This is a genomic window from Cellulomonas sp. NPDC057328 (assembly GCF_042667215.1).
Classification (GTDB): Bacteria; Actinomycetota; Actinomycetes; order Actinomycetales; family Cellulomonadaceae; genus Cellulomonas.
This window is the reverse complement of sequence record NZ_JBHUZW010000002.1, coordinates 38,047-63,929: the sequence shown is the minus strand read 5'-3', so window position 1 is coordinate 63,929 and position 25,883 is coordinate 38,047. Positions and strand designations below refer to the sequence as shown.

Here is a 25,883-nt window from a genome sequence, read left to right as displayed (position 1 = left end):
CGGCCGCGGGTCAGCGGCTCGTGACCGTCCAGCGGCCGGCCGTCAGGTCCTGCAGCCGCGGCAGGATCGTGTCGCCCGCGACCCGCAGGCCGTCGTGCAGGAACTCGTTGGTGATCCACACCTGGCTGCTGCCGAGTCCGTCGGCGGTGCGCAGCGCGAGCTCCAGGTCGACGTACGGGTCGTCGACGTACTGCACCGCCGCGACCGGGACCTCGTTCGCGGCGAGCCGGTCGACGTCGTACAGCTCGGGCCACTCGGTGCGCGCCGCGAGCTCCTCCGCCGCGCCGCGGAACGGGCGCAGCGCCGGGACCTGGTCGTACATCCAGGGGAAGACCGCCTCGCCGGTGAGCAGCAGCGGCCGCGTGTCGGCCGCGAACTCGGGGTGCCGGGCGTGCTCGGCGGCGGCCGCCCAGCCGGGCTCGCGCGGGCCCGAGTGGTAGATGACCTCCTGCAGCACCGCGTACAGCGGGTTGGCGTCGAACCCGGTGCGGGCGGCGACGTCGGCGAGCAGGTGGTGCGCCGGCTCGCCGCGGCGGTCGAGGGCCGTCTCCAGCAGCCAGTGGAGGGCGTCGACGCCGGTGCTCATGCCCAGCGGCATGCCGAGCGTCTGCAGCCGCTCCACCGTCAGCTCCTCGCCGGTCGGCAGGACGACGCCCCCCGCGGCGACCCGGTCGGCGAGCGCGTCGAGCGCCGGGCCGTCGTCGGGGAACGCGCGCCGGAAGGCCCGGTTGCGCGCCTCCTGCCGCGGGTACGTCGCCCGGTAGACGTCCTCGGCCGTGGCGCCGACGGGCGGCAGGCCGCCCGTGACCCAGCACGCGTCCAGCGCCTCCGGGTGCCGCGACAGGTACGTCAGCGTGAGGAAGCCGCCGTACGACTGCCCGAGCGTCGTCCACCGCCGGCCGCCGTACACGGTGCGCCGCAGGGCCTCCGCGTCCTCGACGATCGCGTCGGCGCGGAAGCACGCGAGGTAGGCCGCGGCCGTGGCGGCGTCGTCGAACGCGGCGACGTCGACGCCGTCCACGCGCCCCGACCGGCCGGTGCCGCGCTGGTCGAGCAGCACCACGCGGTGCGTGCGCAGCAGCGTCGACCACCAGCCGCCGCCCGGCAGCGGGCGCGGCGACAGGCCGCCCGGGCCGCCCTGCAGGAACAGCACGAGCGGCAGGTCGTCGGCGTCCTTCGCGGGGTCGACGATCTCGCGCGCGAACACCTCGAGGGTGCCGAACCGGTGCGGGTCCGCCCGGTCCACCGGCACCTCGACGCGGTGCTCGCGCACCCGGAACCCGGTCATCGCGTACTCGTCCACCGCGCCACCCTACGAGCGGTGCGGGCGGACGGGACCGCCGTGCGAGCGCAGCGGACGTCGGGCGAGCGCACCGCCCGCCGGGCGGACGCACCAGACGTCGGGCGGACGCGCCGCGTACGAGCGGTGCGGTCGTCCGACGAGCGGCGCGGCCGGCGCTGGGACGGTGTGGTGCAGGGACGGTGCTGTGTAGGGACGGTGCGGTGTCAGGACGAGACGGCGAGGTAGCCGTCGCCGTCGGCGACCACGCGCCACCGGCGGACGTCCTTGCCGAGGCCGTCGTGGCTCTTCTCCTGCACGACGGCGTCGTGCTCGCCGGCGGTGCCCTGACCGCAGACGACGTGCTCGCCGGTGCGGCCGCGCACCCGGAGGGTGACGGTGCCGGTGAAGTCGGCGAGGGCCGCGGGCGCGCGCCCGTCGATCTCGACGACCTCGTAGGGAACTGCGGACACGACGGGGTCGACGGTGGGGTGCGTCATGGTGCTCCGATCGGCGGCCGTGCTTCTCACGGCGGGCGGGTGACGGGCGTGCGGGACGCCGGCGTCCGAGCCGGAGCACGACGGCGTCCGGTGCGGACGACGTCGTCGGTCATGCGACATGCAGTCTGTGACGTGGAGCACACCGACGGTAGCGCGTCGACGCGGCACCGGCCAGAGGACCACGTCCGTCCCCCCGACCCCCTCCGCCCGGCCCGCCGGCCGGCGCCGCACCCCCGCGGACCACCGACGTCGAGTGCGGTACGTCGCACCGAGTGCGGATGTTGCACCAGCCGCGCTCGGTGGCAGGTGCCGCGCTCGGTGAGGGAGGCGGCGGCGGCCGGCGGGCGGCCGGGCGGTGGGGTGGTGGGTCAGGGGACGCGGGCGAGGACGATCTCCTCGAGGGCCGCGCGCAGCGCCGGCGGGAGCGGGAGCGCCGCCAGGTGGGAGAGGCGGACGTGCAGCGGGCGGTCGGACGTGAGCACCTCGAGCGCGCGGCTCTTGAGCTCGTAGCCGGCCTGCGCGGCGTCGAGGACCCGGTGCAGGCGCCCGGGGACGTCGTTCGGCCGCAGCGCGGGCGCGGCGCCGAGCCCGACGCGCAGCACCGCGTCGACCGGCACGTCGGCGACGGTGACGCGCAGGTGGCCCTCGGCGGTGCGCGCGACGACCGGGTCGACGGCGCGCGCGTCCACCGCACCGTCCGCCGCGCCCCCGTCCGCCGCGCCGCCGTTCGCCGTCGTCGCCACGGGCGCCACGTCGTCGGCCACCGACAGGAACGTCGCGGTCCACGTCCGCGCGGCCGGCAGGAACCCGGTCGCGCCGGTCGCCGGCCCGACCGTCAGCGTGCCCGTCGACTGGTCCCAGGTCAGGGGTGTGCGCGCGACGTGCGCGTCGTCGAGGCCGTCGCCCGTGCCGTCGTCCTCGACGAGCGTGAACGCGCCGTCCGCGCCGACGACGACGAGCACCTCGAGGGCCGTCGGCTCCACCGGGTCGTCGCCCGGCACGTCGGCGGCGTCGAGCGGCACGAGCGCCCCCGCCGGCGCGAGCACCGGCACGGTCGTCAGGTCGCGGTGCAGCACGAGCTGCCGGCCGCCGTCGTAGACGAGGCCCGTCAGGACGTCGACCCACACGCCGTCCGGCAGCCACGCGGGCACCGCCGCCGTCGCGGACGCGCGGTCCCGCGGCGACGTCACGGGCGCGACCAGCAGCGACGACCCGAAGAGGAGCTCGCCGGGCGCGTCGTACGCCTCGGGCTGCCGCGGCCACCGGTGGTACAGCGGCGTCACGAGGGGCACGCCCTCGCGGGCCGCGCGGTGGTTCATGGTGTGCAGGTACGGCACGAGCCGGTGGCGCAGCCGCAGGTACTCGGTCTGCACGGCCGCGTGCTCGGGCGCGAACGCCCACGGCTCCTTCGTCATGAACGGGTTGTTCGACGAGTGCAGGCGCAGCACCGGCGAGAAGACGCCCAGCTGCACCCACCGGGTCGCGAGCTCGTCGTCCTTGGCGCCGAACATGTGCCCGCCGACGTCGTGGCTCCACCAGCCGTAGCCGATGTTCGCGGCCGTCGCGGTGAACTCCGGCTGGAACGCGAGCGACGCCCACGACACCACCGTGTCCCCCGAGAACCCGACGGGGTACCGGTGGGAGCCCGGGCCGGCGTACCGCGAGAACGTGAGCGGCCGCCGCCCGTCGCGCCCGCTGTCGAGGAAGTGGACGTGGTTGAGCATCCACAGCGGGTCGATGCCGGCGATGCGCGAGTGCGCGCCCTGCTGCCAGTCGATCCACCAGAAGTCGACGCCCTCGGCCTCGAGCCCGTGGTGCAGCACCTCGAGGTACGCGGTGAGGAACGCCTCATCGGTGACGTCGAACGCGACGGGGTCGCGCGTCGACGCGTCGAGGCCGAGGGCCGCGCACATCGCTGCGTACGCCTCCTCGTGCGGGCCGACGCCGTCCGCCGGGTGCACGTTGAGCGTCACGCGCAGGCCGCGGGCGCGGACCTCGGCGAGGAACGCCGCCGGGTCGGGGAACAGCTCCCGGTCCCACGTGTAGCCGGTCCACCCGCTGCTGATCGACGGGTCGACGTCCGTCACGTGCCAGTCCATGTCGAGCACCGCCACCGAGAACGGCAGGCCGGCTGCGCGGAACCGCGCCAGCAGGTCGAGGTACTCGTCGGCGGTGTAGCGGTGGTAGCGGCTCCACCAGTTGCCGAGCGCCCACCGCGGCAGCACCGGCTGCGGCCCCGACAGGGCGTACAGGGCCCGGACGGCCGCGGCGTGGTCGTGCCCGTAGGTGAAGACGTACAGGTCGGTGCGGCCGGGCTCGCGGGGCGCGACCCAGCCGTCGTCGGTGAGCAGGAGGGACGACGAGTCGTCGATGACCGCGTACCCGTTGCGGCCGGCCACGCCGGGCTCGAGGGGCACGGGTCCGTCCGCCTCGTCGAGCGTGCGGGCCGTCCCGCCGAGGTTGCGGCCGTCGTCGTCCTGCCCGTACCGCCACACGGAGTGCCAGCTCGTGACCGCGCCGAGCACCGCGACGGACAGCCCGCTGGTCGTGAACGGCCCCTTGTCGTAGGTGAGGCGCAGGCGGCGCGTGACGACCTCGAGGTGCGTGCCCCGGTCGACCACGCGGAACTCCGGCACGGGCTGCCGGCGGTGCAGCGCGAACGTCGACGCGCGGTCCTCGAACACGCCGTCCGGGGAGTGCTCGAGCCGCAGCAGGCCGTCGGTGAGGACGGTGATCCGGTAGCGGTCGCCCTGCACGACCGCGGCGGGGTCGGCGACCGGGTGGGCGGGCAGCGTCGGCAGCGGCATGCGTCCATCCTTGGCGCGCGGCCGCGCACCCGCACACCGGGCGCGGGCGGCCGGTGCGGGAGCGGGAATGGCGCGCCCGTGCTCGCGCGTTGGCACCGGCATGCCTCTCACCGGTGAGTACGCCCCGAGCCCCAGCACCTTCGCCCGCGACCAGGCCGAGCGCTACGAGGCGTCCGGCGGCACCGAGGCCGCGACGCTGGAGGGACGCCCCATCATCGTCCTGACGACCGTGGGCGCGACGAGCGGCAAGCTGCGCAAGACGCCGCTGATGCGCGTCGAGCACGACGGCGAGTACGCGGTCGTCGCGTCCAAGGGCGGCGCCCCCGAGCACCCCACGTGGTTCCACAACATCGTGGCGCACCCGCGCGTCGAGCTGCAGGACGGCGCCGTGCGCAAGGACTACGAGGCGCGGCTCGTCACGGGCGACGAGCGGGCCGCCTGGTGGGAGCGCGCGGTCGCGACGTGGCCCGCCTACGAGGACTACACGCGCCGGACGGACCGCGAGATCCCCGTCTTCGTGCTCACGCCCGTCGACTGACCCGGCCCGGCCCACCGCCGGTCGCACCCGGACGCACGACGCGCCCGGTCCCGCGGAGGGCCGGGCGCGTCGCGCTGTCAGGGGACGTCAGGCGTGCCCGTCGACCTGCCCGGCCGCGGGACGCGCGACCGCGCGCCCGGCGATGCTCGACACGAGGTCGTTGAGGTCGAGCCCGGTGAGGGACTTGATGACCTCCTGGCCCTCGCCGAGGACCTGGCCGACCGTGCGCGTGACGGCCGACGCGCCGTCGGTCGAGACGACCGTGAGCTGGTCGATGCCGCTGATCGGCTCGGCCGCGGCGCGGACGATCTCCGGCAGCAGCGCGATGACCTGCTGCGCCAGGACGGCCTCGCCCTGCTCGCGCAGGGCCTCGGCCTGGGCGCGGGTGGCCTCGGCGGCGGCCAGACCCTCGGCCCGGGCGGCCGCGGCGCGTGCCAGACCGAGCGCCTCGAGCGCCTTGGCCTCGGCGAGCTGGCGGTCGCGCTCGGCGTTACCGGCGCGGACGGTCGCCTCGGCGGCGGCCTCGGCGTCCTGCACGGTGGCCGTCTTGTTGGCCTCGGCGATGCGCATGCGGCGGAAGGCCTCGGCCTCGGTGCCGGCGTTGGCGGCGTCGCGCTCGGCGTTGGCGCGCTGGACGGCGGCGTACGCGGCGGCCTCGGCCGGCTTGCGGACGTCGATGTCGAGCTGCTCCTCGGTGACCTTCGCCTTCTCGGCGAGGGCCTCGCGCTCCTGGGTGGCGACGAGGCGGTCCTGCTCGGCCCGGGCGAGCTGGCCGGCGGCGTTCGCCTCGGCGTTCGCGCGGTCCGTCTCCGCCTTGATGCCGGCCTGCTTGAGCGCGAGGTCGCGCTGGCGCTCGGCGATCGACTCCATCGCCTGGATCTTCGCGAACTCGGAGACCTGCTGGGCCTCGGCCTCCTTGACCTCGGCGACCTGCCGCGCGCGGGCGGCCTCGGCGCGGCCGAGGTTGGCGAGGTAGTCGGAGCCGGGCGTCGAGATGTCGGAGATGTTGAGCAGGTCGACCTGCAGACCCTGCTCGGCGAGGTCGGACTTCGTCGAGCTGACGACCGCGTCCTGCAGGGACTTCCGGTCGCTGATGATCTGCTCGATCGTCATGTCGCCGATGATCGCGCGCAGCGAGCCCTCGAGGGACTCCTTGATGACGTCGTTCAGCGTCGCCTGCTGCGAGAGGAAGCGCTGCGCGGCGCGCCGCACGCCCTCCTCGTCCCCGCGGACCTTGAAGTTGATGGACGCCTTGATGGCGAGCTTGATGCGGTTGCGGTCGACGCCCTCGACGGTGATGCCGATCTGGCGCTGCTCGAGCGAGATCGGGAAGCCCTGCTGCAGGACGGGCCACACGAACACGCGGCCGCCGACGACGACGCGCTGCCCGGCGTCCGCCGCGGCGGCCTTGCCGGCGCCGCGCCCGACGATGACGAGCGCCTCGTTCGGGGGGACGCGGCGGATGCGCTTGGTGATGAGCGCGATGACCGCGACGAACGCGATGACCAGCGCGGCGACGGCCAGGACGGTCGTCCCGCCCTCGATGAACTCGAACATGGTGTCCCGGCCCGGCCGGGCTCCTTCCGCTGGGTGGCGTGTGGTGGTCGTCCGTGCTGCCGGGCCGTGGCGGTCGCGCCGGTGCGGCCGGGGTGGGGCGGGTGGTGCGGGTCAGGCGCGCGTCACGCGCACCCGGGAGCCGGAGACCGCGACGACGACGACGCGCGCGCCGGCCTCGATCTCGTCGTCGGCCCAGGCGAGGCGGCTCTCGAGGTCGCGGACGCCCTCGAGCCGGACCTCACCGCCGCCGGGCCCCGTGGTCGCGGTGGTCACGCCGAAGGCGCCCTCGAGCGGCGGCGGCGGGGCGTCCTCGGTCGCGGACAGGTTGCGGATGAGCAGCTGCGCGACGACGACGGCGAGCGCGGCGAGCCCGAGCGCGATGACGTACGCCCACACGAGGTCCAGCTCGGACGACAGCGCGATGACGCCGCTGGCGCCGAACACGACGGCACCGGCGCCGACCGCGATGCCGGAGACGCCGCCCTGGCCGATGTCGAACGACTCGAGGAGGTCGCCGAACACGAGCGACGCGAGGAGCACGACGAGGCCGACGGCACCGATGACGAGGAAGACGGTCACGTAACGGGTCCCTCCGGTGGTGGTGGCCGCAAGTATGCCGGACCATGCCCCGCGTCCGGGCGGCCGGGGCGGCCTGTGGGCAGGGCGTTCGAGTGACGGGGGCTGTGGTCGGCTCGACGTCCCCGGGCCTCGCGCGCCGGTGGTCGCCGAGGTGCGGAACACCCGCGGGTAGTTGAGAGTTCAACTGCGATGACAGCCCCGCGCGCACCGCGCGACCCACCGAGCGACGGCAGGCAGCCATGACCACCACCCCCTTCGAGATGGGCCTCGACACCTTCGGGGACATCCCCACCGACGACGCCGGCGCGCGCCTCACCGACGCCGCCGCGATCCGCCAGGTGGTCGACGAGGCCGTGCTCGCCGACCGGCTCGGCGTCGACGTCTTCACCGTCGGCGAGCACCACCGCGCCGACTACGCGATCTCCGCCCCCGAGGTCGTGCTCGCGGCGATCGCCGCCCGCACCGAGCGCATGCGCGTCGGCACGGGCGTCACCGTGCTCAGCAGCGACGACCCCGTCCGCGTCTACCAGCGCTTCGCGACGCTCGACGCGATCGCCCCCGGACGCGCCGAGGTCATCCTCGGCCGCGGCTCGTTCACCGAGTCGTTCCCGCTGTTCGGCTACGACCTCGCCGACTACGAGGTGCTCTTCGAGGAGAAGCTCGAGCTCTTCACGCGCCTGCGCACCGAGCGGCCCGTGACGTGGACGGGCGCGGTGCGCGCGCCGCTGCGCGACGCCGACGTCTACCCGAAGACGGAGTCGGGCAGCATCCCGACGTGGATCGGCGTCGGCGGGACGCCGCAGTCGGTGATCCGCGCCGCCCGCCACGGCTTGCCCGTCATGCTCGCGATCATCGGCGGCGACCCCGCGCGGTTCGCGCCCTACGTGGACCTGTACCGGCGCGCCGCCGAGCAGTTCGGCACCCCGCCGCACGCGCTCGGCATGCACTCGCCCGGCTTCGTCGCCGACACCGACCACGACGCCGCGGAGATCCTCTTCCCGCACTTCAAGGAGAACCGCGACCGCATCGGCGCCGAGCGCGGCTGGCCGCCGCTGCGCCGGTCCGACTTCGTCGCCGAGATCCAGCACGGGTCGCTGTACGCCGGCTCGCCCGAGACGGTCGCACGCAAGATCGCCGCCGCCGTCCGCACGCTCGGCGTCCGGCGGTTCGACATGATCTACACGGCCGGCCCGCTGCCCGCGTCCGCGCGGCTGCGCGCCGTGGAGCTCTACGGGTCGCAGGTCGTGCCCATGGTCAAGGAGATGCTGGGGGAGGACGCGTGACGACCGTCGGGATCATCGGCGCCGGCAAGGTCGGGACGGTGCTCGCGCGCCTCGCCGTCGCGGCGGGCCACCGCGTGCTCGTCGCCGGCTCGGGCGACCCCGAGCGCATCCGGCTGGTCGTCGAGGTGCTCGTGCCGGGGGCGGAGGCGGTGACGGCCGCGCAGGCCGCCGCCGACGCCGACGTGGTCGTCCTCGCCGTGCCGCTGGGCCGCTACCGCGAGCTGCCCGCGCGCGAGCTCGCCGGCCGGCTCGTCCTCGACGCCATGAACCACTGGTGGGAGGTCGACGGCCCGCGCGAGGACCTCACCCACCCCCGGACCTCGTCGAGCGAGATCGTGCAGGCGTCCCTGCCTGGCGCACGCGTCGTGAAGGCCTTCAACCACATGGGCTACCACGACCTCGAGTCCGGGGCCCGGCCCGCCGGGGCGCCCGACCGCCGGGCGATCGCGGTCGCCGGCGCCCCCGCGGACGTCGCGGAGGCCGCCGCGCTCGTCGACGCTCTGGGCTTCGACCCCGTCGTCGCGGGCGACCTGGCCGCCGGCGTCGCGCTCGAGCCCGGCAGCGAGGCGTTCGGGGCGAACGTGGGGCGCGGGGAGCTGGCGCGGATGATCGAGCGGTTCCCGGCCAGTCCGCGCGGGCGGCTCGTCGCGGCGGCACGGGCGGGGAGCGACGCGGTGGAGGAGGAGGCCGGTCGCGCGTCGGCGTGACGGCGGCTCGGTGTGGACCGGTCGGCGTGGCCGGGTCGGCGTGGACGGGTCGGCGTGGGCGGGTCAGTGCGCCGGACGGCCCTCGGCGGCGGCGCGGACGACCCGCTCGACGCGGGCGGCCCGCGTGGCGGGGCGGCGCGCCTCGGCGAGCCAGCGCAGCTGGGCGCGGCGCACGCCCGGCGTGAGGGCGTCCCACCCGGCCGCGGCGGCGGGCTCGGCGGCCAGCGCGTCGGCCAGGTCCGGCGCGACGACGCCCGCCTCGGCGTCGTCGTACATCTCCCACGTCCCGTCGGCGCGCGCGGCAGCGATCACGGCGCGGCCGGCGTCCGTCATGCGTCCCGACCCCTCGACGCGCGCCAGCCGCTCCTTCGTCAGCCGTGACCACCCGCTGCCGGGACGGCGCCGCGTGAACCACATCTCCGTCCGCTCGTCGTCGACCGTGCGCTGCGTCGCGTCGATCCAGCCGAACGCGAGCGCCTCCTCGACCAGCGGCTCGTAGTCAAGCACCGGCCGGCCCGACGACGGCTTCCACCGCACGACCCACACGCCGGGGCTCGTCGCGTGGTGCTCGGTGAGCCAGGCGCGCCACGCCGCGGCGGACTCGACGAGTACGCGCTTGTCGCGGCCACCGCGCGCCGCCGCGTCGTCGGGCACCGGGGCCTCGTCCACCTCGTCCACTCCGTCCACCTCGTCCACCGCGTCGTCAGGCACCGCGTCGTCAGGCACGCGTCGTCGGGCCGGGCCGGCGTCGGACCGGGTCTCCCGTCAGACCGGGTCCGCGTCGTCGGCGACGACCGGCGCGGGCGTGCCCCGGCCGACGAGCGAGCTGCGGTAGGAGTAGACGACGTAGATGACGACGCCGACCGCGAGCCACGCGAGGAACCGCAGCCAGGTGAGCGTGGTCAGGTTGAGCATCAGCCAGAGGCACGCGAGGCCGGAGATGATCGGCAGCACCGGCGACCACGGCACGCGGAAGCCGCGCGTGAGGTCCGGCCGGGAGCGGCGCAGCAGCGGCACCGCGAAGCTGACCAGCACGAACGCCGACAGCGTGCCGATGTTAATCATCTCCTCGAGCAGCTCGACCTCGGAGAGCCCGGCGATCAGCGCGATGACCACACCCGCACCGATCTGCAGGCCCACCGGGGTCTTGAACCGCGCCGAGGTCTTCGACAGCCCGCGCGGCAGCAGGCCGTCGCGGCTCATCGCGAAGATGACGCGCGTGAGGCCGAGCATGAGCACCATGAGGACGCTCGTGAGGCCGACGAGGATGCCGATCGAGATGACGCGCCCCGCCCAGTCGGCGCCGACGAGCACGAACGCACTGGTCAGCGACGGGCTGTCCACCTGCGCGAGCTCGGTGTAGCTCACCATGCCGGTGACGACGACGGTGACGAGCACGTAGAGGACCGTGACGAGGACGAGGCCGCCGAGGATGCCGCGCGGCACGGCGCGCTGCGGGTCCTTCGTCTCCTCGGCCGTGGTCGCGACGACGTCGAAGCCGATGAACGCGAAGAACACCAGCGCCGCGCCGGACAGGATGCCCATGACGCCGTACGTCGACGGCTCGAAGCCGAGCAGGAACCCGGTCAGCGGCTGCTCGAGGCTGCTCGCCCCCGCGCCGGCGGGCTCGGACGGCGGCACGAACGGCGACCAGTTCTCCGCCTTGACGTAGAAGAAGCCGGCGACGATGACGAACAGCGTGATGCCGACCTTGAGGATGGTGAACACGCTGTTCACGCGCGTGCTCAGGCGGGTGCCGATGGCCAGCAGGGCCGTGAACAGGGCGACGATGAGCATCGGCGCCCACGCGACGTCGGCACCCGCGACCGTGACGGTCGTCGGCACGTCCACGCCCAGCAGGGCGAACGCGTCCGAGAGGTACACGCCCCAGAACTTCGCGATCACGGCGGACGCCAGCAGCATCTCGAGGATGAGGTCCCAGCCGATGATCCACGCGACCAGCTCGCCCATGGTCGCGTACGAGTAGGTGTAGGCGGAGCCCGCGACGGGCAGCGTCGACGCGAACTCGGCGTAGCACATGATGGCCAGGCCGCAGACGACGGAGGCGATGACGAACGACAGGATGACGCCCGGTCCCGCGTAGTTGGCGGCGGCCGTGGCGCCCACGGAGAAGATGCCCGCGCCGACCGCGACCGCGACGCCGAGCACCGCGAGGTCCCACGCGGTCAGCGACCGGCGCAGCTGCCGCTCCGGGTCGTCGATCGCCGCGAGCGAGTCCTCGACCGACTTGCGCCGGAAGATGCTGCGCGGCGGTGCCGCGGCCCCCCGGCCCGTCGTGCCGTCGTGCGTCATGGTGGTTCCCCTCCGTGGTGCCGGCCGACGGCGCGCGTGACCGCGGACCTGCGGTCGCGACGTCGGCACCCGCGCACGAGCATGTCGGACCTCGCGGCGCAGGGCCAACCGGGTGGTCGTTCACCGGGACGGGGCCTGCTCGGGACGGGGCTGGGGTCGGCTCGACGGCCCGCCGGGCACGGTCCAGGACGGCCCGGCAGCATGGCCGCATGACGCAGCAGGACGGGCCGCAGGCGGCGGCGCAGGCAGGGCAGGACGGGTCCGTGGGCACCCTCGGCGAGCAGGACGTGGCCGGGCGGCCCGCCGGGAACCCGCGGTCGGCGCAGGACGGACCTGACGACGCCCACCGGGCGCCGGACGGCGTGGACGCCGCCACGGTGGAGGCGGTCGGCGGCGTGACGGCGGCGCTCGAGGTGATCGAGCACGCGCGCGGCGTCCTCTACGAGTTCCACCGGCTCATCGGCCAGGGCGACATCGAGCTCGGCGAGGCGCTCGACAAGCTCGAGGCCGCCGGGCACGCCGAGCTCGCGGACCGCGTCCGCGCCGACGTCCTGGGGGCTAACGTGCTGGCCGGCCGGTGGACGTTCCAGATCGTCGAGGACTTCGACGCCGGGTACCACGCCCGGTTCCGCGAGGCGGAGCAGCGGCTGCGGGACGAGCTCATGGCCGGCCGCCGGCACGTCTACGAGGCCGGGCTCAAGGAGCAGAACCGCACGCACGGGCGCGCGGGGCACGAGGCCCTCCCGGAGGACGTGGGCACGGGCCGCTAGGCGGGAGGTCCGCCACCACGAGACGGCCGGACCGTCTCCGGGACACGCCGCGAGGTCGTGGGCTGGGTACGAGGTCGCGGGCTGGGCGTGAGGTCGCGGGCTCGGACCCGCGACGTCGTACCGGACCCGCGACGTCGTATCAGTCCCGCGACCTCGCGTCGGGCTCGGGCGCGGGTGCGTCGGTGGCCGGCGCCCGGGCGTCCGGCGGAGGACGCCGCCGCGTGCGCACGCCGCATCGTCGTCCCCAGGCGGCGGCGGGTCGGCGGCCGCGATGTCGGACGTGTCGGGCATGCTCACGGCCCGTGACCTCCCTGCTCGACGTCCTGCCCGACCGCCCGCGCCGCCGTGCCCGCCGCGCGCCGTGGGTGCTCGTGCTCGTCGTCGGTGCGGTGCTGGGCCTGGGCGGCCCGGTGTGGCTCGACGCCCGCGCCGCCGCGCGTTACCCGGTGACGGCCGCGGACGTCGAGGCCGGGCGCACGCAGCTCGCCGCGCTCGCGGTGAAGGGGCGCGCACCGCGCACCGGGTACGAGCGCGAGGAGTTCGGGCAGGCGTGGGCGGACACCGACCGCAACGGGTGCGACACCCGCAACGACGTGCTCGCGCGCGACCTCGTCGACGTGCGCACGAAGCCGGGGACGCAGGACTGCGTCGTCCTGCGCGGCACGCTGCACGACGTCTACACGGGCACGACGATCGACTTCGAGCGCGGGCCGCGGTCCGCCGAGGTGCAGGTCGACCACGTCGTCGCGCTCGCGGACGCGTGGCAGAAGGGCGCGCAGCAGTGGTCCGACGAGCGGCGCCGCGAGTTCGCCAACGACCCCGCCAACCTGCAGGCCGTGCAGGGCCGCGCCAACCAGCAGAAGGGCGCCGGCGACGCCGCCACGTGGCTGCCGCCCGAGACGGGCTACCGGTGCGTGTACGCGCTGCGCCAGGTCGCGGTGAAGCACGCGTACGGGCTGTGGGTGACGCGCGCCGAGCGGGACGCGCTCGCGCGGGAGATCGACCGCTGCGCGATCGTGGCCTGACCCGCGGCGATCGCACCCGGCCTAGGCTCGACCGCACCGACGAGCGGAGGTGGACCGTGCGACGTCCGGAGGTCCTGCTGGGTCCGACGACGAAGGGCTTCGTGCTCGACGACCCGCTCACCGCCGCCGCGTACGTCGCGCAGGGGCACACGCTGTTCGACGGAAGCCTCGGCCGGCCCGTCATGACGCTCGACCGCGCCGCCCTGGACCACGACGTCGCGACCCTCGCGCGGTTCGCCGCCGACCACGGCCTCGAGCTCGCCCCGCACGGCAAGACCACGATGTCGCCCGAGCTGTGGGCGCGCCAGCTCGACGCCGGCGCGTGGGGGATCACCGTCGCGACGCCGCACCAGGCGCGCACGGCGCACGCGCTGGGCGTCCGCCGGCTGCTCGTCGCCAACGAGGTCGTCGACCCCGTCGCCCTGCGGTGGGCCGCGACGGCCGCCGCCGAGCCGGACGCCGAGGTGCTGGTGTACGTGGACTCGGTCGCGGGGGTCGAGGCCGTGGAGGCCGCGGGCACGGACGCCGGGCCGGTGACCGTCCTGCTCGAGGTCGGGCACGCCGCCGGCCGCACCGGCGTGCGCACGCCCGAGGAGGCTGTGGCGGTGGCCGAGCGCGCGGTCGCGTCCGACGCCGTCCGGCTCGTCGGCGTCAGCGGCTACGAGGGCGGCCTGCCCGACGACGCGCGCGTCCGCTCGTTCCTGGCCGGGCTCCGCGACACCGCGCACGACCTCGCCGACCGCGCGCTGCTCCCGCCCGACGGGATCGTGCTGTCGGCCGGCGGGTCGGCGTGGTTCGACGTCGTCGCCGACGTGCTGGGCCGCGACCCCGACGGCACCGGACCGCTGCCCGGGTACGGCACGCGCACGCTGCTCCGCTCGGGCTCGTACGTCACGCACGACCACGGCACGTACGCGCGCCGGACCCCGTACACGCGCGTCGCCGGCCACCTGCTGCCGGCCATCCGCGTGTGGGCGCAGGTGCTCTCGACACCCGAGCCCGGGCTCGCGCTGCTGGACGCCGGCAAGCGCGACGTCCCCTACGACGAAGGGCTGCCCGTGCCGCTGCGCCGGCACCGGCCCGGCGCCGAGGCCGTCGACGTCCGCGGGTGGACCCTCACGCGCACCAACGACCAGCACGCGTACCTCGACCACGACCCGCACCACGACGCGGACGCCGAGGACCCGACCGACCTCGCGGTCGGCGACGTCGTCGAGCTCGGCGTCTCGCACCCGTGCACCGCGTTCGACAAGTGGCGCGCGGTGCCGGTGCTCGACGCCGACCTGCGCGTCGTCGACGTCGTCAGCACCTGGTTCTGAGCGCGCCGCTCGGCGGTCGGGTCAGGACCTGGCGGTGGTGACGCCCTGCCCGCCGGTGACCCGCAGGAGGTCGAGCGCGTCCGCGTCCGGTGTCCCGCCGGCCGCGGTGTACGCGACGACGCGCAGGTCCGCGCCGGGCACGCCGAGCACGTCGCAGTCGAGCGTGAGCGCGCCGACGACCGGGTGGACGACCGTCTTGCGGTCCGTGGTGTGCGGCGCCGGCGTCGCCGCCCGCCAGAGCGCCGCGAAACGTGGTGACGTCAGCAGGTCGTCGAGCAGCCCGCGCAGCCGCGCGTCGGCCGGGTAGCGGGCCGCGGTGTCCCGGAGGTCGGCGACGACCGCGGCCTCGAACGCGTCGGTGCCGTTCGCCGAGGTGGTCGGGTGCCGGGCGGCGTGGGCGTCGCCGTCGCCGAACAGGGCGCGGGCGAGGTTGCGGTCCCGCGGGAGCAGCGCGGCGGGGTCCCCGTGCAGGGCGGTCCACAGCGCGTTGCACGTGAGCAGCGTCCAGTCGGCGGCGAAGACCGCGACGGGCACGTCGCCGAGCCGCGCGACGAGCCGCTGCACCCCGGCGGGCACGTGGGCGCTCACCGTCGAGTCCTGCGGCGGCAGCAGTCCCGCAGCGCGGTGGAGCCGGTCGCGCTCGGTGCGGGACAGCTGCAGGGACCGGGCGAGCGCCGCGACCACCTGCGGCGACGGGTGCGTCGCTCGCCCCTGCTCGAGGCGCAGGAGGTAGTCGACCGAGAGTCCCGCCAGCTGCGCGAGCTCCTCGCGACGCAGGCCGGGCGCACGCCGGCGCGCACCTGCGGCGAGGCCGACGTCGCCGGGGGAGAGCCGGTCGCGCCAGCTGCGCAGCAGGTGCGCGAGCGTCGTCACGTCCGGGGCCGTCGCGGGAGGCACCCGGCCATCCTCGCGCCCACGGCCCCCGGGCGGGAGGCCCGAGCCTGGGTACCGGCGGTCCTACCGTCCGCCACGGTCCTGGTCCGTGCGGGCGGCACCGCGGACCGTGGGACGGGCGCCGCGGACGCGGCGCGCACACGACCGAGGGAGCACCGTGCAGCACACGATCGTCATGACCGGAGCCAGCCGTGGGATCGGGTACGCCGCCGCCGTCGAGGCGCTGCGGCGCTCGCCCGACCTGCACCTGGTCGTCACCACGCGCGGCCCCGGCGACGAGCTGGTCGCGCGGCTCGCACGGGACAGCGGCAACCCGCAGGTGGGGTGGGTCGGCGCCGAGCTCGCGTCGCTCGCGTGCGTGCGGGCGGCGGCGGAGGAGGTCGGGCGGCGGCTCGACCGCGGCACACTCCCACCGCTGACCGGGTTCGTCGGCAACGCCGGTCTGCAGGTGACCGGCGCCGACCGGGCGACCGTCGACGGCCTCGAGACCACCTTCGCGGTCAACGTGCTGGCGCACCACCTGCTCCTGCGCCTGCTCGCGGAGCGCATGACCACGCCCGCGCGGGTGGTCCTCACGACGTCCGACACCCACTTCGGCGACCTGCGGCACAACCTCGGCCTCGTCCCGGCACCCCGCTGGCGCGCACCGCTCGAGCTCGCGCGCCCGAGCAGCGCGGCGGACGCCGGCACGGCGACGGCGGGCCGGCGCGCGTACGCGACGAGCAAGCTGGCGGTGATCCACCTCGTGCACGAGCTCGCCCGGCGGCTGCCCGAGGTCGAGGTCGTCGCCTGGAACCCGGGCTTCGTCCCCGGCACGGAGCTGACGCGCGACGGCGGCACCCTGACCCGTCTCGTGGCGCGGCACCTGCTGCCGCTGCTCGCGCGGACGCCGCTCGCCGTCGACGTGGTGACGGCCGGGGGCCACCTGGCGTCGCTGATCGACGGCCGGCCGGTCGTCGCCACGGGCGCGTACGTGAGCGGGGACGCGGAGGAGCGCTCGTCGGCGGAGTCCTACGACGTCGCACGCGAGCGGGCGCTGTGGGAGGCGGCCGACCACCTGTGCGGGCTCGCCTGACGAGCGCTGACGAGCCCTGCCGGCTCAGGGCACGTCGGTCGACCGTCCCGCGACGACGTCGATCTCGACCTTGATGCCCGCGAGCACGGACCCGACGGTCGTGCGGGCCGGCTGGGGGTCGGTGAAGAACTCGGCGTAGGCGGCGTCGAACTCGGCCCAGTCGGCGAGGTCGGCCAGGTGCACGGTGGTCTTCACGACGTCGCGCAGGCCCAGGCCGGCGACGGCGAGCGTGGCCTCGACGTTGCGCAGGGCCTGGCGCGTCTGGTCGGCGACCGACTCCGGGACCTCGCCCGTGCGCGGGTCCTGCGGGCCGAAGCCGGCGGTCCAGACGAGGTCGCCGAGCCGGATGGCCTGCGAGTAGGCGCCGGCCGGGCGCGGGGCCTCGGGGGTGGAGATCTGCTGACGGGTCATCGGGGTCCTCCAGGTCGGTTCGGTGGTCCCGGGCACGCGTGCGTCGCGGTGTCGGTGCCCGTCTCCGGGGCCGGGACCACCACGTCGTCGGCGGTGCCCGGGACCAGCCTGCCGCCGGGCGGGCCGACGCGCCGGGTGGTGCCGGCCGGCCGGGTGCTGCGTCACGCCGGGCGCCGGGTCCACGTACCGCGTCAGGACGCGGACGCCGTCGCCCGCGTCCGGCGCGCCACGGCGGACCCGATCGCGATGCCCGAGAGCACGCCGAGCGAGATCGCGACCATCGTCGCGCCCGCGGTCACGACCGTGGTCAGGGCCTGCGCGCCCTGGTCGAGCACCGACGTCACGCCGATCAGCCCCAGCGCACCGGGCACGAGCAGCCAGAAGCCGGGCAGGAAGCCGACGAGGGTCGGCGGGCCCGTCGGCCGGGTCGCGGCGAACATCGCGACGGCCGTCATGGCCAGCGCCCCGACGAACGCCGACGGGATGCCGCCGAGCAGCACCCCGCCGAGCACCTGCCCGGCGTACGCGACGACGAGCACGAGCAGGATCCACGGCAGCGCCGTCCGGTGGGCGCCGTTGTGCAGCACCACGCCGCACCCGTAGACGAGCACCCCGATCCACGGCCCGGCCCAGCCGAGGGGGTGCAGGGACGCGGCCCCGACCGCGGACGCGGGCACCCCCACGAGCGCCGCGGCGGCCGTGATGCCGAGCGCGAGCAGCACGAGCTGCATCCCGCCCGCCGCCAGCCGCGCGGAGCCGGCGATCATCTGCCGCGTGGCCAGGTCGATGGCGGCCGTGGTCAGCAGCGCACCCGGCAGGAACGTGACGAGCGGCGCCGCGAGCGGCGCCAGCGTGCCGATGTCGAGGCCCGTGCGGGACAAGGCGAACACCGCCGTCGAGACGAGGAACGCGCTGACCAGCACGAGCAGCGACTGGTACACCGCGGGCAGCCGCGCGCCCGCGACCTGGAGCCCGGCGACGCCCGCGCCGAGCGCGCCGGCGACGAGGACGTCGACCAGACCGCCGCCGAGGATCATCGCCAGGCCGGCGGCCGACGCGACGTACCCGGCGACGCGGGCCGGACCGCCGTACAGCGGCGGCGCGTCGAGGGCGGCGCGGAGGCGCGCGGTGCCCTCGACCGGCCCGACACGGCCCGCCTCGGCGTCGTCCGCGACGTGCAGCACGTCGGCCGCCTGGTGCAGCCGCAGCGTGCGGGCGCCCGCGCTCGACGCGACCGTCTGCGGTGCCGCGCTGCCGGGCACCGACACGACGAGCGCCGTCGGCAGGGCCACGACCGCCAGGCCGGGCAGGTCGTTGACGGCGGCGATCCGCTCGAGCGTCTGCTTGACCTGCACGACGGGCGCGCTCGCGTCGGTGAGCGCCTCGCCCATCGTGAGCAGGAAGCTCATCGTGACGGCCGGGTCGGCCGGCGGGGCCGGGGTGGTCGGGCCACCGGACGTGCCCGGACCGGCCGCTGTCGCGGCGGCTGCGGCACCCGTCGCGGCGGCGGCCGCGACCGGCCCGGTCGGCGGGTCGGACGGCACCGCGGGCAGGACGGCCGTCACGGCCTCGGCGAGCTCGTCGGTGTCGTGGTCGGCCCCGGTCGTGCGCTGCGGGCCGAGGGACGCGACGGACCCGGCGCCGGACGCGGTGCCGGCGGCACCTGCCCCGGCGGTTGCCGCGGCCCCACCTGCTCCGGCGGCTGCCGCCGTCCCGTCCGCTCCGGCGGCTGCCACCGCCCCACCCGCCGCCCCCGCCCCGGCGGCCGTGCGACGGGTGCGCCGGTGCAGCAGCACGAGCGCCGCGGTGACCACCAGCAGGACGAGGGCGGCGGTGACGACGACCCCGAGCGGCAGGGTCGACGTGGCGACGGCGGGCTCGCGCGACCACGGCACGACGGTCCCCGGCACGGACGCGGGCGGTGCGCTGGGCGGGGGTGTCACGACGGTCGTCGACGTGGGCGTCGGCACCGGCTCGGCGGTCGACGTCGGGGTGGGCGTCGGCGTGGCGGCGGGTTCGGTGCCGGAGGTCGGCACGGGGGTCCCGGTCGGCGTCGGGACGACGGTCGTGGGCGCCGGCGTGGGCGACGCGGTGGGCGTCGGGCTCGGCGTGGGCGTGCCGGGTGCCGACGTGCTGGGCGCGGGGTCGGGCGGCACGTCGGCCCGGCGTGCGGGCGCCACGGGTGCGCTCATGGGGCGATCCTCTCCCGGGCGGCGGTTCCCGGCTCCCGGGGGTCGGGCCGGTCCGTCGGCGCGTGCGTCAGGCGGGCCAGGCCGCCAGCAGCCAGGCCCCGCCGACGACGAGCAGCGCGACGCCCACGAGCAGCAGGACCGCGACCCACACGACCGCCGGCACGTGCGTCAGCCCGGCCAGCAGGCCCGCGTCGGACACGTCGCGGCCGCCCTGCCGCCGCACGCGGCGGCGCTGCGACTGCATCTCGAGCACGGCTCGCGGCGCACCGAGCAGGAAGAACCACGTCAGCGCGGCCGCGACGACCGTCTGCACGGCCGCCGGCGCCCAGCCCGTGACGCCCACGAGCACCGCACCGCTGACGAGCACCGCCCACAGCCCGTACCAGTTGCGGATCTGGAGCAGCACGAGCGCGACCACCAGCAGCAGCAGCCACAGGACGCCGACGGCGTACCCGCGCGACAGCAGCCACGCGGCGGCGACGCCGAGCACCGCGGGCGCGGGGTAGCCGGCCGCCGCGGTCGCGACCATGCCGGGACCGCGCGGCTTGCCGCGCGACACCGTCAGGCCCGACGTGTCGGAGTGCACGCGGATCCCGCTGAGGCGTCGGCCCACCAGCACGGCGACGGCCGCGTGGCCGGCCTCGTGCACGATCGTCAGCCCGTGCCGCAGCAGGTGCCACACGCCGGGCACCCACAGCGCGACGAGGACGACCGCGCCGACGACGGCGACGGTGGTGCGCGCCGGCGCGGGCTGCGGCGTCGTCAGCTGCTCCCACCACGCGCCGAGCTGCCCGGTGATGTCGGGGTCGGCGGGAGCGGCGTGCAGCGGCCACGCCGTCCCCGCGACGGGGCCGGTGCTCACGGCGCCTCCGGGAGGACGACGTCGGCGCCCTCCGCGGTGACGCGCACGCCGCCCGGCACCACGGACGCGGAGGTGAGGACGACGCCCTCGGGCAGGCCCTCGACGGGCACCTCGAGCCCGGTGACGCGGTCGCCGAGGCCGCCGGGCAGGTCGTCGAGGTCGAGGGTGCGCTCGCCGAGCGCCACGTCGGTGAGGTCGACGAGCAGGACGCCGTCCTCGACCCGAGGGACGAGGCCGGCGGACAGCGCGAGCCCGAGCACCTCGCCGCCCGCGCGGAGCACGCCCGCGTCGACGGTGAGGTCGACGGCGAGCCCGGCGCGGTCCGCGAGGACGCGTTCGAGCGACTCGGGCGGCAGCGTCGCGGCGAGCGTGGCGGCGCGGACGGTGTGCGGGGCGGTGAGGCCGACGCCCTGCGCGGTGACGCGGACGTCGGTGGCCTCGACGCCCTCGAGCGTGAGGCCGGTCGCGGCCGCGTCGACGTCGTCCAGCTCGCCCGCGAGCAGCTGGGTGAGGAACGGGAACCCGTGGATCGCCACCTCGGGATCGCCGGTGACGGCGAGCTGCTGCGTGACGACCTCGCGCGCGCGGTCCTCCGCGACGCCGAGCGCGACGCGGTCGGCCACGACCGCACCGGCCCCGAGGACGACGAGCGTGACCACCGTGCCGACGACCGCTCTCCTGGCTCCCATGACCCTCCGTCCCTCGACGCCGCGCCCACCGTACGGGGCCGACGAGCGTGACGACCGGCCAATGGTGTGGCGTGGGTCACACGGTCGACCTAGGCTGGGTGGTGACCACGAGGGACGCGCGATGACCTGGGCACTCCTCCTGCTGACCGCCGTCGCACCGACGGTGCTGCTGACAGCCGTCTGGTCGCTGATCCCCTCGGCCGAGGAGCCGCCGCGCTGGCGCGTCGCCCTCGCCGAGCGGCTCGAGCGGACGGCGGCACGGCTGCGCCGCCGGCGGCCAACCGTGGAGGACCCGTTCCAGACGCTGCGCGTGCAGGAGCGGCTGGGCGTCGTGGCGGCGCACGTGCGCCGCCTCGAGGGGGACGACCGCATGTTCGCCCGGGCGGAGCGCATCATCGCGTCGCAGCTCGCGTACGACCAGCTGCTCGCCGAGGCGTGCCGCATGGCCGGTGTCGAGGTGCTGCCCGCGGCGAAGGGCGACCCGGCCGAGCGCTTCCGGGAGGAGATGGCGCTGGCCGAGCGCGGCTGGACGTGGTGAGGCGCCCCGCCCTCAGCCCGCCAGCACCGTGAGCGTGCTCGGGCCGCCGGGCGTGGGGCGGATCTCGATGCGGTCGGCGACGGCCTGCTTGAGCGCCTCGACGTGCGAGACGACGCCGACGACGCGGCCGCCTGCGCGCAGCCGGGACAGCTCGCCGAGCACCTGGTCGAGCACGTGCGGGTCGAGCGCACCGAAGCCCTCGTCGACGAAGAGCGTGCCGAGCTCGACGCCGCCGGCCTCGGCCGTGACGACGTCCGCCATGCCGAGCGCGAGGCACAGCGACACGTAGAAGGTCTCGCCGCCGGAGAGGGTGCGCGGGTCGCGCGTCTGCTCGGTGCGGTGGTCGACCACCCGCATCGACAGCCCGGTGGTGCGCGTGCGCACGTCCTCCTTCTCGTCGCTGCGCGCGAGCTCGTAGCGGCCGTCGGACATGACGCGCAGCCGGTCGTTGGCCGCGTCGACGACGTCCTCGAACCGGCGGGTCAGCACGTACGTCGCGAGGGACAGCGCGTGCGCGTTGTCGCTCGCGGTGCCGGCCGCGAGACCGGCCATCCGCGCCACGGGCGCGGCCTCGTCGGTGCGCCGCTCGAGGGCCCGGGCGGCGGTGCGCGTCGTGCCGCCCGCGCGGGCGGCGGCGTCGGCCCTCTCCCGCGCGGCGTGCGCGCGACCGGCGAGGTCGTCGGCGGCCGCGCGGGCGGTGCGCTCCGCGGTCCGGGCCGCCTCGACGTCGACGGCCGCGTCCTCGGGGAGGTCGCGCAGCGCCGGGTCGGCGAGGCCGTCGGCCACCCGCGCCGACTCGGCGGTCCACCGCTGCACCTCGCGCTCGAGGGCGGCCAGGGCCCCGGGCGCGAGCCAGGCCGCGCGCGCCGTGCGGGCGTCGGGCAGGTCGTGGTCGTGCAGGCCGGTGAGGAGCTCGGCGAGGCGCCGGCCGGTGTCCTGCGCGGCGGTGCGCTCGGCGGCGAGGGCGTCGAGCAGGTCCTGCGCCACGTCGGCGCGGGCGGTCAGCGCCGCGTGCCGGGCCGCGACGGTGGGGTGGGTGCCGCGCCCCTCGACGACCTCGACCTCGGCGCGGTCGAGCGCGTCGCGCTGGGCGTCGAGCGCCGCCTCGGCGGCGGCGACCTGCCGGGCGCGCTCCTCCCGGCGGGCGCGGCGGGCCTGCGTCGCGGCGTCGAAACGGTCGACCTCCGCGTCGAGCCGGTCCGCCTCGGCGGCGGCGGACCGGGCGGCGGCCGCCTCGGCGCGGGCCGCGGCGAGCGCGTCGCGGGCGGTCGGCTCGTCGGTCTCGCCCACGCGCTCGCGCAGGGACGTCACGCGTGCGGCGGCGGCGGCCTCCGCGCTGCTCGCGGCCGCGAGGCGCTGCTCGGCGGCCACGCGCGCCCGCTCGGCGGCGGCGACCTGCTCCGCCGTCACGTGGTCGGCGCCGAGCGCCGCCTTGCGCGGGTGCTCGACGGCGCCGCAGACGGGGCACGCGTCACCGGCGCCGAGGTCGGCGGCGAGCTCGCCGGCGAGGCCCGCGACGCGCGCGGTCCGCAGCGCGGCCTCGGTGGTCACCGCGGCGTGCGCGTCGCGCGCGGCGGCGGCGCGGGCGGCGTCGGCCCGCTCGTGCGCGCGCACGGCGTCGCGCAGCGCGGTCACGTCGGCGAGCGCCTGCTCGGCGGTGGCGACCCGCGCGTCGCAGGTGGCGCACGTCGCGCCGTGGGTGCGGGCGGTGTCGCGCTCGGCCACGAGCGCGGCGCGCGCGTCGGGACGCGTGGCGAGCCAGGCGTCGTGCGTGGCGACCTCGGCCCGCAGGTCGTCGATGGCGGCGGCCGCGTCCCGCACCGCGCGGCGCAGCCCGTCGAGCTGCTCCTCGAGCGTCACGAGCCGGCGCAGCGCGCTCGCCTCGTCCGCCGCGGCGACGCGCGCGTCCGCGACGCGGGCCCGCCACGCCGTCGTGGCGTCGTCGTCCGCACCGGTCCGCGCGCCCGGTGGCTCGGCACCCGCCGCCCCGTCGCCCGGCAGCGCGTCGTCCGGTGCGACGTCGTCCGGCGTCCGGACCGCCCCGCGCAGCGCGTCGTGCACGGCGGGCGCCGGGTGCAGGTCGACGGGGGCGGCGTCGACGACCGCGAGCAGCGCCTTGCGCGCGCCCGCCCACGCCGTGGCGGCGTCCTCGGCACCCAGCAGCAGCGGACGCACGGCCGCGGCGGACCGCGCGGCGGCGAGCCGGAGCACGTCGGCCTCGTGGGCCGCGCGGCCGTGCTCGAGGCGCTCGAGGTCGGCGCGCAGGGTGGTGCGGCGCGTCAGGAGGGCGGCGGTCGCCACGGCGGCGTCGCAGTCGCGACGCGCACGGTCCCACGCCTCGGCCGCGGCGGCCGCCTGCTCGGCGAGGTCCGTCGCGGTGGCGGCGAGCCGTGCCACCGCGCCGTCGACGACGGCCGCCACGCGCGCCGCGGGCCCGTCATCGGCGACGTCCGCCGCGCCGGCGGCGCCCGTCCCCGCGGCGCCCGTCCCCGCACCGCCCGTCCGCGCACCGCCCGTCCCCGCACCGCCCGTCCCCGCACCGACCGTCCCCGTCACGGCCCCCGCGAGCGCGCGGCGCAGCTCCTCGGCCGCCTCCGCGTCGAGCCCGCAGGCGCCGACCAGGTGCTCCGCGGCGCCCTGCAGCTCGGCGCGCGCCGCCTCGACGGCCCGGTCGGCCTCGCGGCGCAGCTGCGCGAGCCGCTGCTGCACCTGCTCGTAGACGGCGGTGCCGAAGATCTTCTGCAGCAGCCCGCGCCGGTCCTCGGGGTTGGCGCGCAGGAACCGTGCGAACTCGCCCTGCGGCAGCACGATCGTCTGGACGAACTGCGCGCGGTCGAGCCCGACGACGCGCTGCAGCTCGTGCCCCACCTCGTCGAGGCGGGTGCTCACGAGCTCGCCGACGGTGTCGAGCGCGTCGGGCCCGCCGGTGCAGTCGACGTCGGCGGGCAGCCGCCACAGGCGCGCGCTGGCCTGCGCGGTCGTCGTCCCGGCGCCGCGCCGCTTGGGGCGCTGGTACGCCGGCGTCCGCCGCACGCGGTAGACGCCCGACGGCACCTCGAGCACGAGGTCGACCACCGACTCGACCTCCGGCGCCGCGTACGCTGACCGCAGCCGCTCGTCGCTCGCGTCGGCGCCCGCGACCTTGCCGTAGAGGGCGAAGACGACGGCGTCGATGAGCGTGGACTTGCCCGCGCCGGTCGGCCCCTCGAGCAGGAAGAGCCCGGCCGCGCCGAGCGCGGCGAAGTCGACGGTGTGCCGGCCGGCGAACGGCCCGATCGCCTGGACCGTGAGGGAGCGCAGCTGCATCAGGCGCTCCGCTCGCCGGCGAGGACCTGCTCGTAGGCGCGCCGCAGCACGTGCACCTCGGCGTCGGTGGGACGCGCGCCCGTCACGTGCGCGACGAAGTCGCCGGCCACCTCGACGGGGTCGGCGGCCGCCGTGACGACCGCCGCCCGGGCCGTGGCGCGCTCGGCGCCCGCGGGGCGGTGGTGCACCGCGAGCGCGTGCGGGAACCGGGCCCGCACGCGTCGGAAGAGGTCCGCGGGCCGGGCGGCGTCGGTCACCGTGACCCGCACCCAGTCGTCGGTGTGCGGCTCGCCGGCCGCGCCGAGCAGGTCGTCGAGGGTCCCGGTGACCTCGGCGAGGCGCCGCGGCACGGGGGCGGGCACGAGCTCGGTCACCGGCGCGCCTCCGCCGAGGTCCACGAGCACGGACGACTTGCGGTGCCGCAGCTCGGAGAACGAGTAGGCGAGGGGGGAGCCGGAGTAGCGCAGCACCGTGCCGTCCGGCCCGGGGACGACCTGCGGCCCGTGCAGGTGCCCGAGCGCGACGTAGTCCGCGCCCGCGAAGACGTCGGCCGTGACGTGGTCGACGCCGCCCACCCGGATGTCCCGCTCGGACTCGCTGGCCTCGCCGCCGACGACGAACGCGTGCGCGGCGACCACGGTCCGCGGCCGGCCGCCCCCGCGCCGCGCCGCCGCGTCCGCCCGCACGCGTGCCATGGCCGCCGCCGTCACGGCCTGGTGCGAGCGTGCGAGCGGCACGCGCGCGCCGTCCGGGCCGTCCTCGCCGAGCTCGACGCGCGCCGCGTCCGGGTCCAGGTACGGCAGCCCGTAGACCAGCACGTCGCCGCCGTCCGACGGCAGCACCACCGGCTCCGCCAGCCCGGCGACGCGCGTGCGCAGCCGGACGCGCTCGCGCATCAGCGCCGCCCCGAACCCGAGCCGCGTCGCGGAGTCGTGGTTGCCGGACGTCACCACCACGGTCGTGCGCTCGGCCAGCCGCGCGAGCGTCTCCGACAGCAGGGTCACGGCCTCGACCGGCGGGATCGCGCGGTCGTACACGTCCCCCGCGACCACGACGGCGTCGACCGCCTCGGCGCGCACGACGTCGACCAGGTGGTCGAGGTGCGCGGCCTGGTGGTCCAACAGGTCGACCCCGTGCAGGGTGCGACCCAGGTGCCAGTCGGAGGTGTGCAGCAACCGCATGCGCCGAAACGTAGCCGCGCCCACCGACACGCCCCCGGCCGCCGCGCCCGCGGCCCGC

General features: G+C 76.9%; 22 protein-coding genes. 8 read left to right on the top strand and 14 right to left on the bottom strand.

Going from position 1 to position 25,883, the window contains the following annotated elements; all coding sequences use genetic code 11:
* Window positions 1-10 precede the first annotated feature (10 nt).
* The 3 genes from ACFUMH_RS00920 to ACFUMH_RS00910 form a co-directional block, all read right to left on the bottom strand.
* Window positions 11-1,288, bottom strand: a complete 1,278-nt coding sequence (locus tag ACFUMH_RS00920) for an alpha/beta fold hydrolase (RefSeq protein WP_378199078.1) — start codon at window positions 1,286-1,288, stop codon at window positions 11-13.
* A gap of 218 nt (window positions 1,289-1,506) precedes the next feature.
* Complete coding sequence (locus ACFUMH_RS00915) at window positions 1,507-1,779, bottom strand: hypothetical protein (protein ID WP_378198926.1); 273 nt, start codon at window positions 1,777-1,779, stop codon at window positions 1,507-1,509.
* Between the two features lie 368 nt (window positions 1,780-2,147).
* Window positions 2,148-4,586 (bottom strand): TIM-barrel domain-containing protein, encoded by a 2,439-nt coding sequence (locus tag ACFUMH_RS00910; RefSeq protein ID WP_378198922.1) that lies wholly within the window; start codon window positions 4,584-4,586, stop codon window positions 2,148-2,150.
* 100 nt (window positions 4,587-4,686) lie between these two features.
* Between ACFUMH_RS00910 and ACFUMH_RS00905 the strand changes: the two genes are divergently transcribed.
* Window positions 4,687-5,124, top strand: coding sequence for a nitroreductase family deazaflavin-dependent oxidoreductase (locus tag ACFUMH_RS00905; RefSeq protein ID WP_378198918.1), 438 nt, complete (start codon window positions 4,687-4,689; stop codon window positions 5,122-5,124).
* An 87-nt stretch (window positions 5,125-5,211) separates the two neighbouring features.
* Here the strand turns inward: ACFUMH_RS00905 and ACFUMH_RS00900 are convergent, their stop codons facing one another.
* On the bottom strand, window positions 5,212-6,681 hold the full coding sequence (locus ACFUMH_RS00900; RefSeq protein WP_378198915.1) for an SPFH domain-containing protein: 1,470 nt from the start codon (window positions 6,679-6,681) through the stop codon (window positions 5,212-5,214).
* Between the two features lie 111 nt (window positions 6,682-6,792).
* The gene (locus ACFUMH_RS00895; protein WP_378198912.1) at window positions 6,793-7,260 is read right to left on the bottom strand and encodes a hypothetical protein; all 468 of its coding nucleotides are present in this window, start codon (window positions 7,258-7,260) and stop codon (window positions 6,793-6,795) included.
* A gap of 239 nt (window positions 7,261-7,499) precedes the next feature.
* Between ACFUMH_RS00895 and ACFUMH_RS00890 the strand changes: the two genes are divergently transcribed.
* Both ACFUMH_RS00890 and ACFUMH_RS00885 read left to right on the top strand, forming a co-directional pair.
* Entirely contained in the window at window positions 7,500-8,543 is a 1,044-nt protein-coding gene (locus tag ACFUMH_RS00890) for an LLM class flavin-dependent oxidoreductase (protein WP_378198909.1), read from the top strand.
* On the top strand, window positions 8,540-9,250 hold the full coding sequence (locus ACFUMH_RS00885) for an NADPH-dependent F420 reductase (protein WP_378198906.1): 711 nt from the start codon (window positions 8,540-8,542) through the stop codon (window positions 9,248-9,250). Before ACFUMH_RS00890 ends, ACFUMH_RS00885 begins: the two co-directional genes overlap by 4 nt.
* Window positions 9,251-9,313: 63 nt before the next feature.
* Here ACFUMH_RS00885 and ACFUMH_RS00880 read toward each other — a convergent pair whose 3' ends face one another.
* Entirely contained in the window at window positions 9,314-9,928 is a 615-nt protein-coding gene (locus ACFUMH_RS00880) for a YdeI family protein (protein WP_378198903.1), read from the bottom strand.
* Window positions 9,929-10,015: 87 nt separating this feature from the next.
* A complete protein-coding gene (locus ACFUMH_RS00875) occupies window positions 10,016-11,563 on the bottom strand; it encodes an amino acid permease (RefSeq protein WP_378198901.1) in 1,548 nt (515 codons plus the stop codon).
* Between the two features lie 209 nt (window positions 11,564-11,772).
* Between ACFUMH_RS00875 and ACFUMH_RS00870 the strand changes: the two genes are divergently transcribed.
* The 3 genes from ACFUMH_RS00870 to ACFUMH_RS00860 all read left to right on the top strand — a co-directional run bounded on the left by ACFUMH_RS00870 (window position 11,773) and on the right by ACFUMH_RS00860 (window position 14,677).
* The gene (locus tag ACFUMH_RS00870) at window positions 11,773-12,333 is read left to right on the top strand and encodes a hypothetical protein (RefSeq protein WP_378198898.1); all 561 of its coding nucleotides are present in this window, start codon (window positions 11,773-11,775) and stop codon (window positions 12,331-12,333) included.
* A gap of 302 nt (window positions 12,334-12,635) precedes the next feature.
* On the top strand, window positions 12,636-13,358 hold the full coding sequence (locus ACFUMH_RS00865; RefSeq protein WP_378198894.1) for an HNH endonuclease family protein: 723 nt from the start codon (window positions 12,636-12,638) through the stop codon (window positions 13,356-13,358).
* Between the two features lie 56 nt (window positions 13,359-13,414).
* The gene (locus ACFUMH_RS00860; RefSeq protein WP_378198891.1) at window positions 13,415-14,677 is read left to right on the top strand and encodes an alanine racemase; all 1,263 of its coding nucleotides are present in this window, start codon (window positions 13,415-13,417) and stop codon (window positions 14,675-14,677) included.
* A 21-nt stretch (window positions 14,678-14,698) separates the two neighbouring features.
* Here ACFUMH_RS00860 and ACFUMH_RS00855 read toward each other — a convergent pair whose 3' ends face one another.
* The gene (locus ACFUMH_RS00855) at window positions 14,699-15,574 is read right to left on the bottom strand and encodes a helix-turn-helix transcriptional regulator (protein WP_378198887.1); all 876 of its coding nucleotides are present in this window, start codon (window positions 15,572-15,574) and stop codon (window positions 14,699-14,701) included.
* A 154-nt stretch (window positions 15,575-15,728) separates the two neighbouring features.
* Here ACFUMH_RS00855 and ACFUMH_RS00850 point away from each other — a divergent pair, with 154 nt between their 5' ends.
* Window positions 15,729-16,646 carry an SDR family NAD(P)-dependent oxidoreductase gene (locus tag ACFUMH_RS00850; protein WP_378198884.1) on the top strand — a complete coding sequence of 306 codons (918 nt, stop codon included), beginning with the start codon at window positions 15,729-15,731 and terminating at the stop codon, window positions 16,644-16,646.
* Window positions 16,647-16,670: 24 nt separating this feature from the next.
* Here ACFUMH_RS00850 and ACFUMH_RS00845 read toward each other — a convergent pair whose 3' ends face one another.
* From ACFUMH_RS00845 to ACFUMH_RS00830, 4 genes are all read right to left on the bottom strand, one after another.
* The gene (locus ACFUMH_RS00845; RefSeq protein WP_378198881.1) at window positions 16,671-17,057 is read right to left on the bottom strand and encodes a RidA family protein; all 387 of its coding nucleotides are present in this window, start codon (window positions 17,055-17,057) and stop codon (window positions 16,671-16,673) included.
* A gap of 191 nt (window positions 17,058-17,248) precedes the next feature.
* Window positions 17,249-19,249, bottom strand: coding sequence for a threonine/serine exporter ThrE family protein (locus ACFUMH_RS00840; RefSeq protein WP_378198878.1), 2,001 nt, complete (start codon window positions 19,247-19,249; stop codon window positions 17,249-17,251).
* 67 nt (window positions 19,250-19,316) lie between these two features.
* A complete protein-coding gene (locus tag ACFUMH_RS00835; protein WP_378198875.1) occupies window positions 19,317-20,111 on the bottom strand; it encodes a M50 family metallopeptidase in 795 nt (264 codons plus the stop codon).
* Window positions 20,108-20,800, bottom strand: coding sequence for a DUF2993 domain-containing protein (locus ACFUMH_RS00830; RefSeq protein ID WP_378198872.1), 693 nt, complete (start codon window positions 20,798-20,800; stop codon window positions 20,108-20,110). Before ACFUMH_RS00830 ends, ACFUMH_RS00835 begins: the two co-directional genes overlap by 4 nt.
* 121 nt (window positions 20,801-20,921) lie before the next feature.
* Between ACFUMH_RS00830 and ACFUMH_RS00825 the strand changes: the two genes are divergently transcribed.
* The gene (locus tag ACFUMH_RS00825) at window positions 20,922-21,338 is read left to right on the top strand and encodes a hypothetical protein (RefSeq protein ID WP_378198869.1); all 417 of its coding nucleotides are present in this window, start codon (window positions 20,922-20,924) and stop codon (window positions 21,336-21,338) included.
* Window positions 21,339-21,350: 12 nt separating this feature from the next.
* Here ACFUMH_RS00825 and ACFUMH_RS00820 read toward each other — a convergent pair whose 3' ends face one another.
* Together ACFUMH_RS00820 and ACFUMH_RS00815 are read right to left on the bottom strand one after the other, a co-directional pair.
* Window positions 21,351-24,644 (bottom strand): AAA family ATPase, encoded by a 3,294-nt coding sequence (locus tag ACFUMH_RS00820; RefSeq protein WP_378198865.1) that lies wholly within the window; start codon window positions 24,642-24,644, stop codon window positions 21,351-21,353.
* On the bottom strand, window positions 24,644-25,825 hold the full coding sequence (locus tag ACFUMH_RS00815; RefSeq protein ID WP_378198862.1) for an exonuclease SbcCD subunit D: 1,182 nt from the start codon (window positions 25,823-25,825) through the stop codon (window positions 24,644-24,646). The genes ACFUMH_RS00820 and ACFUMH_RS00815 overlap by 1 nt, the downstream gene beginning before the upstream one ends.
* Window positions 25,826-25,883: the final 58 nt, after the last annotated feature.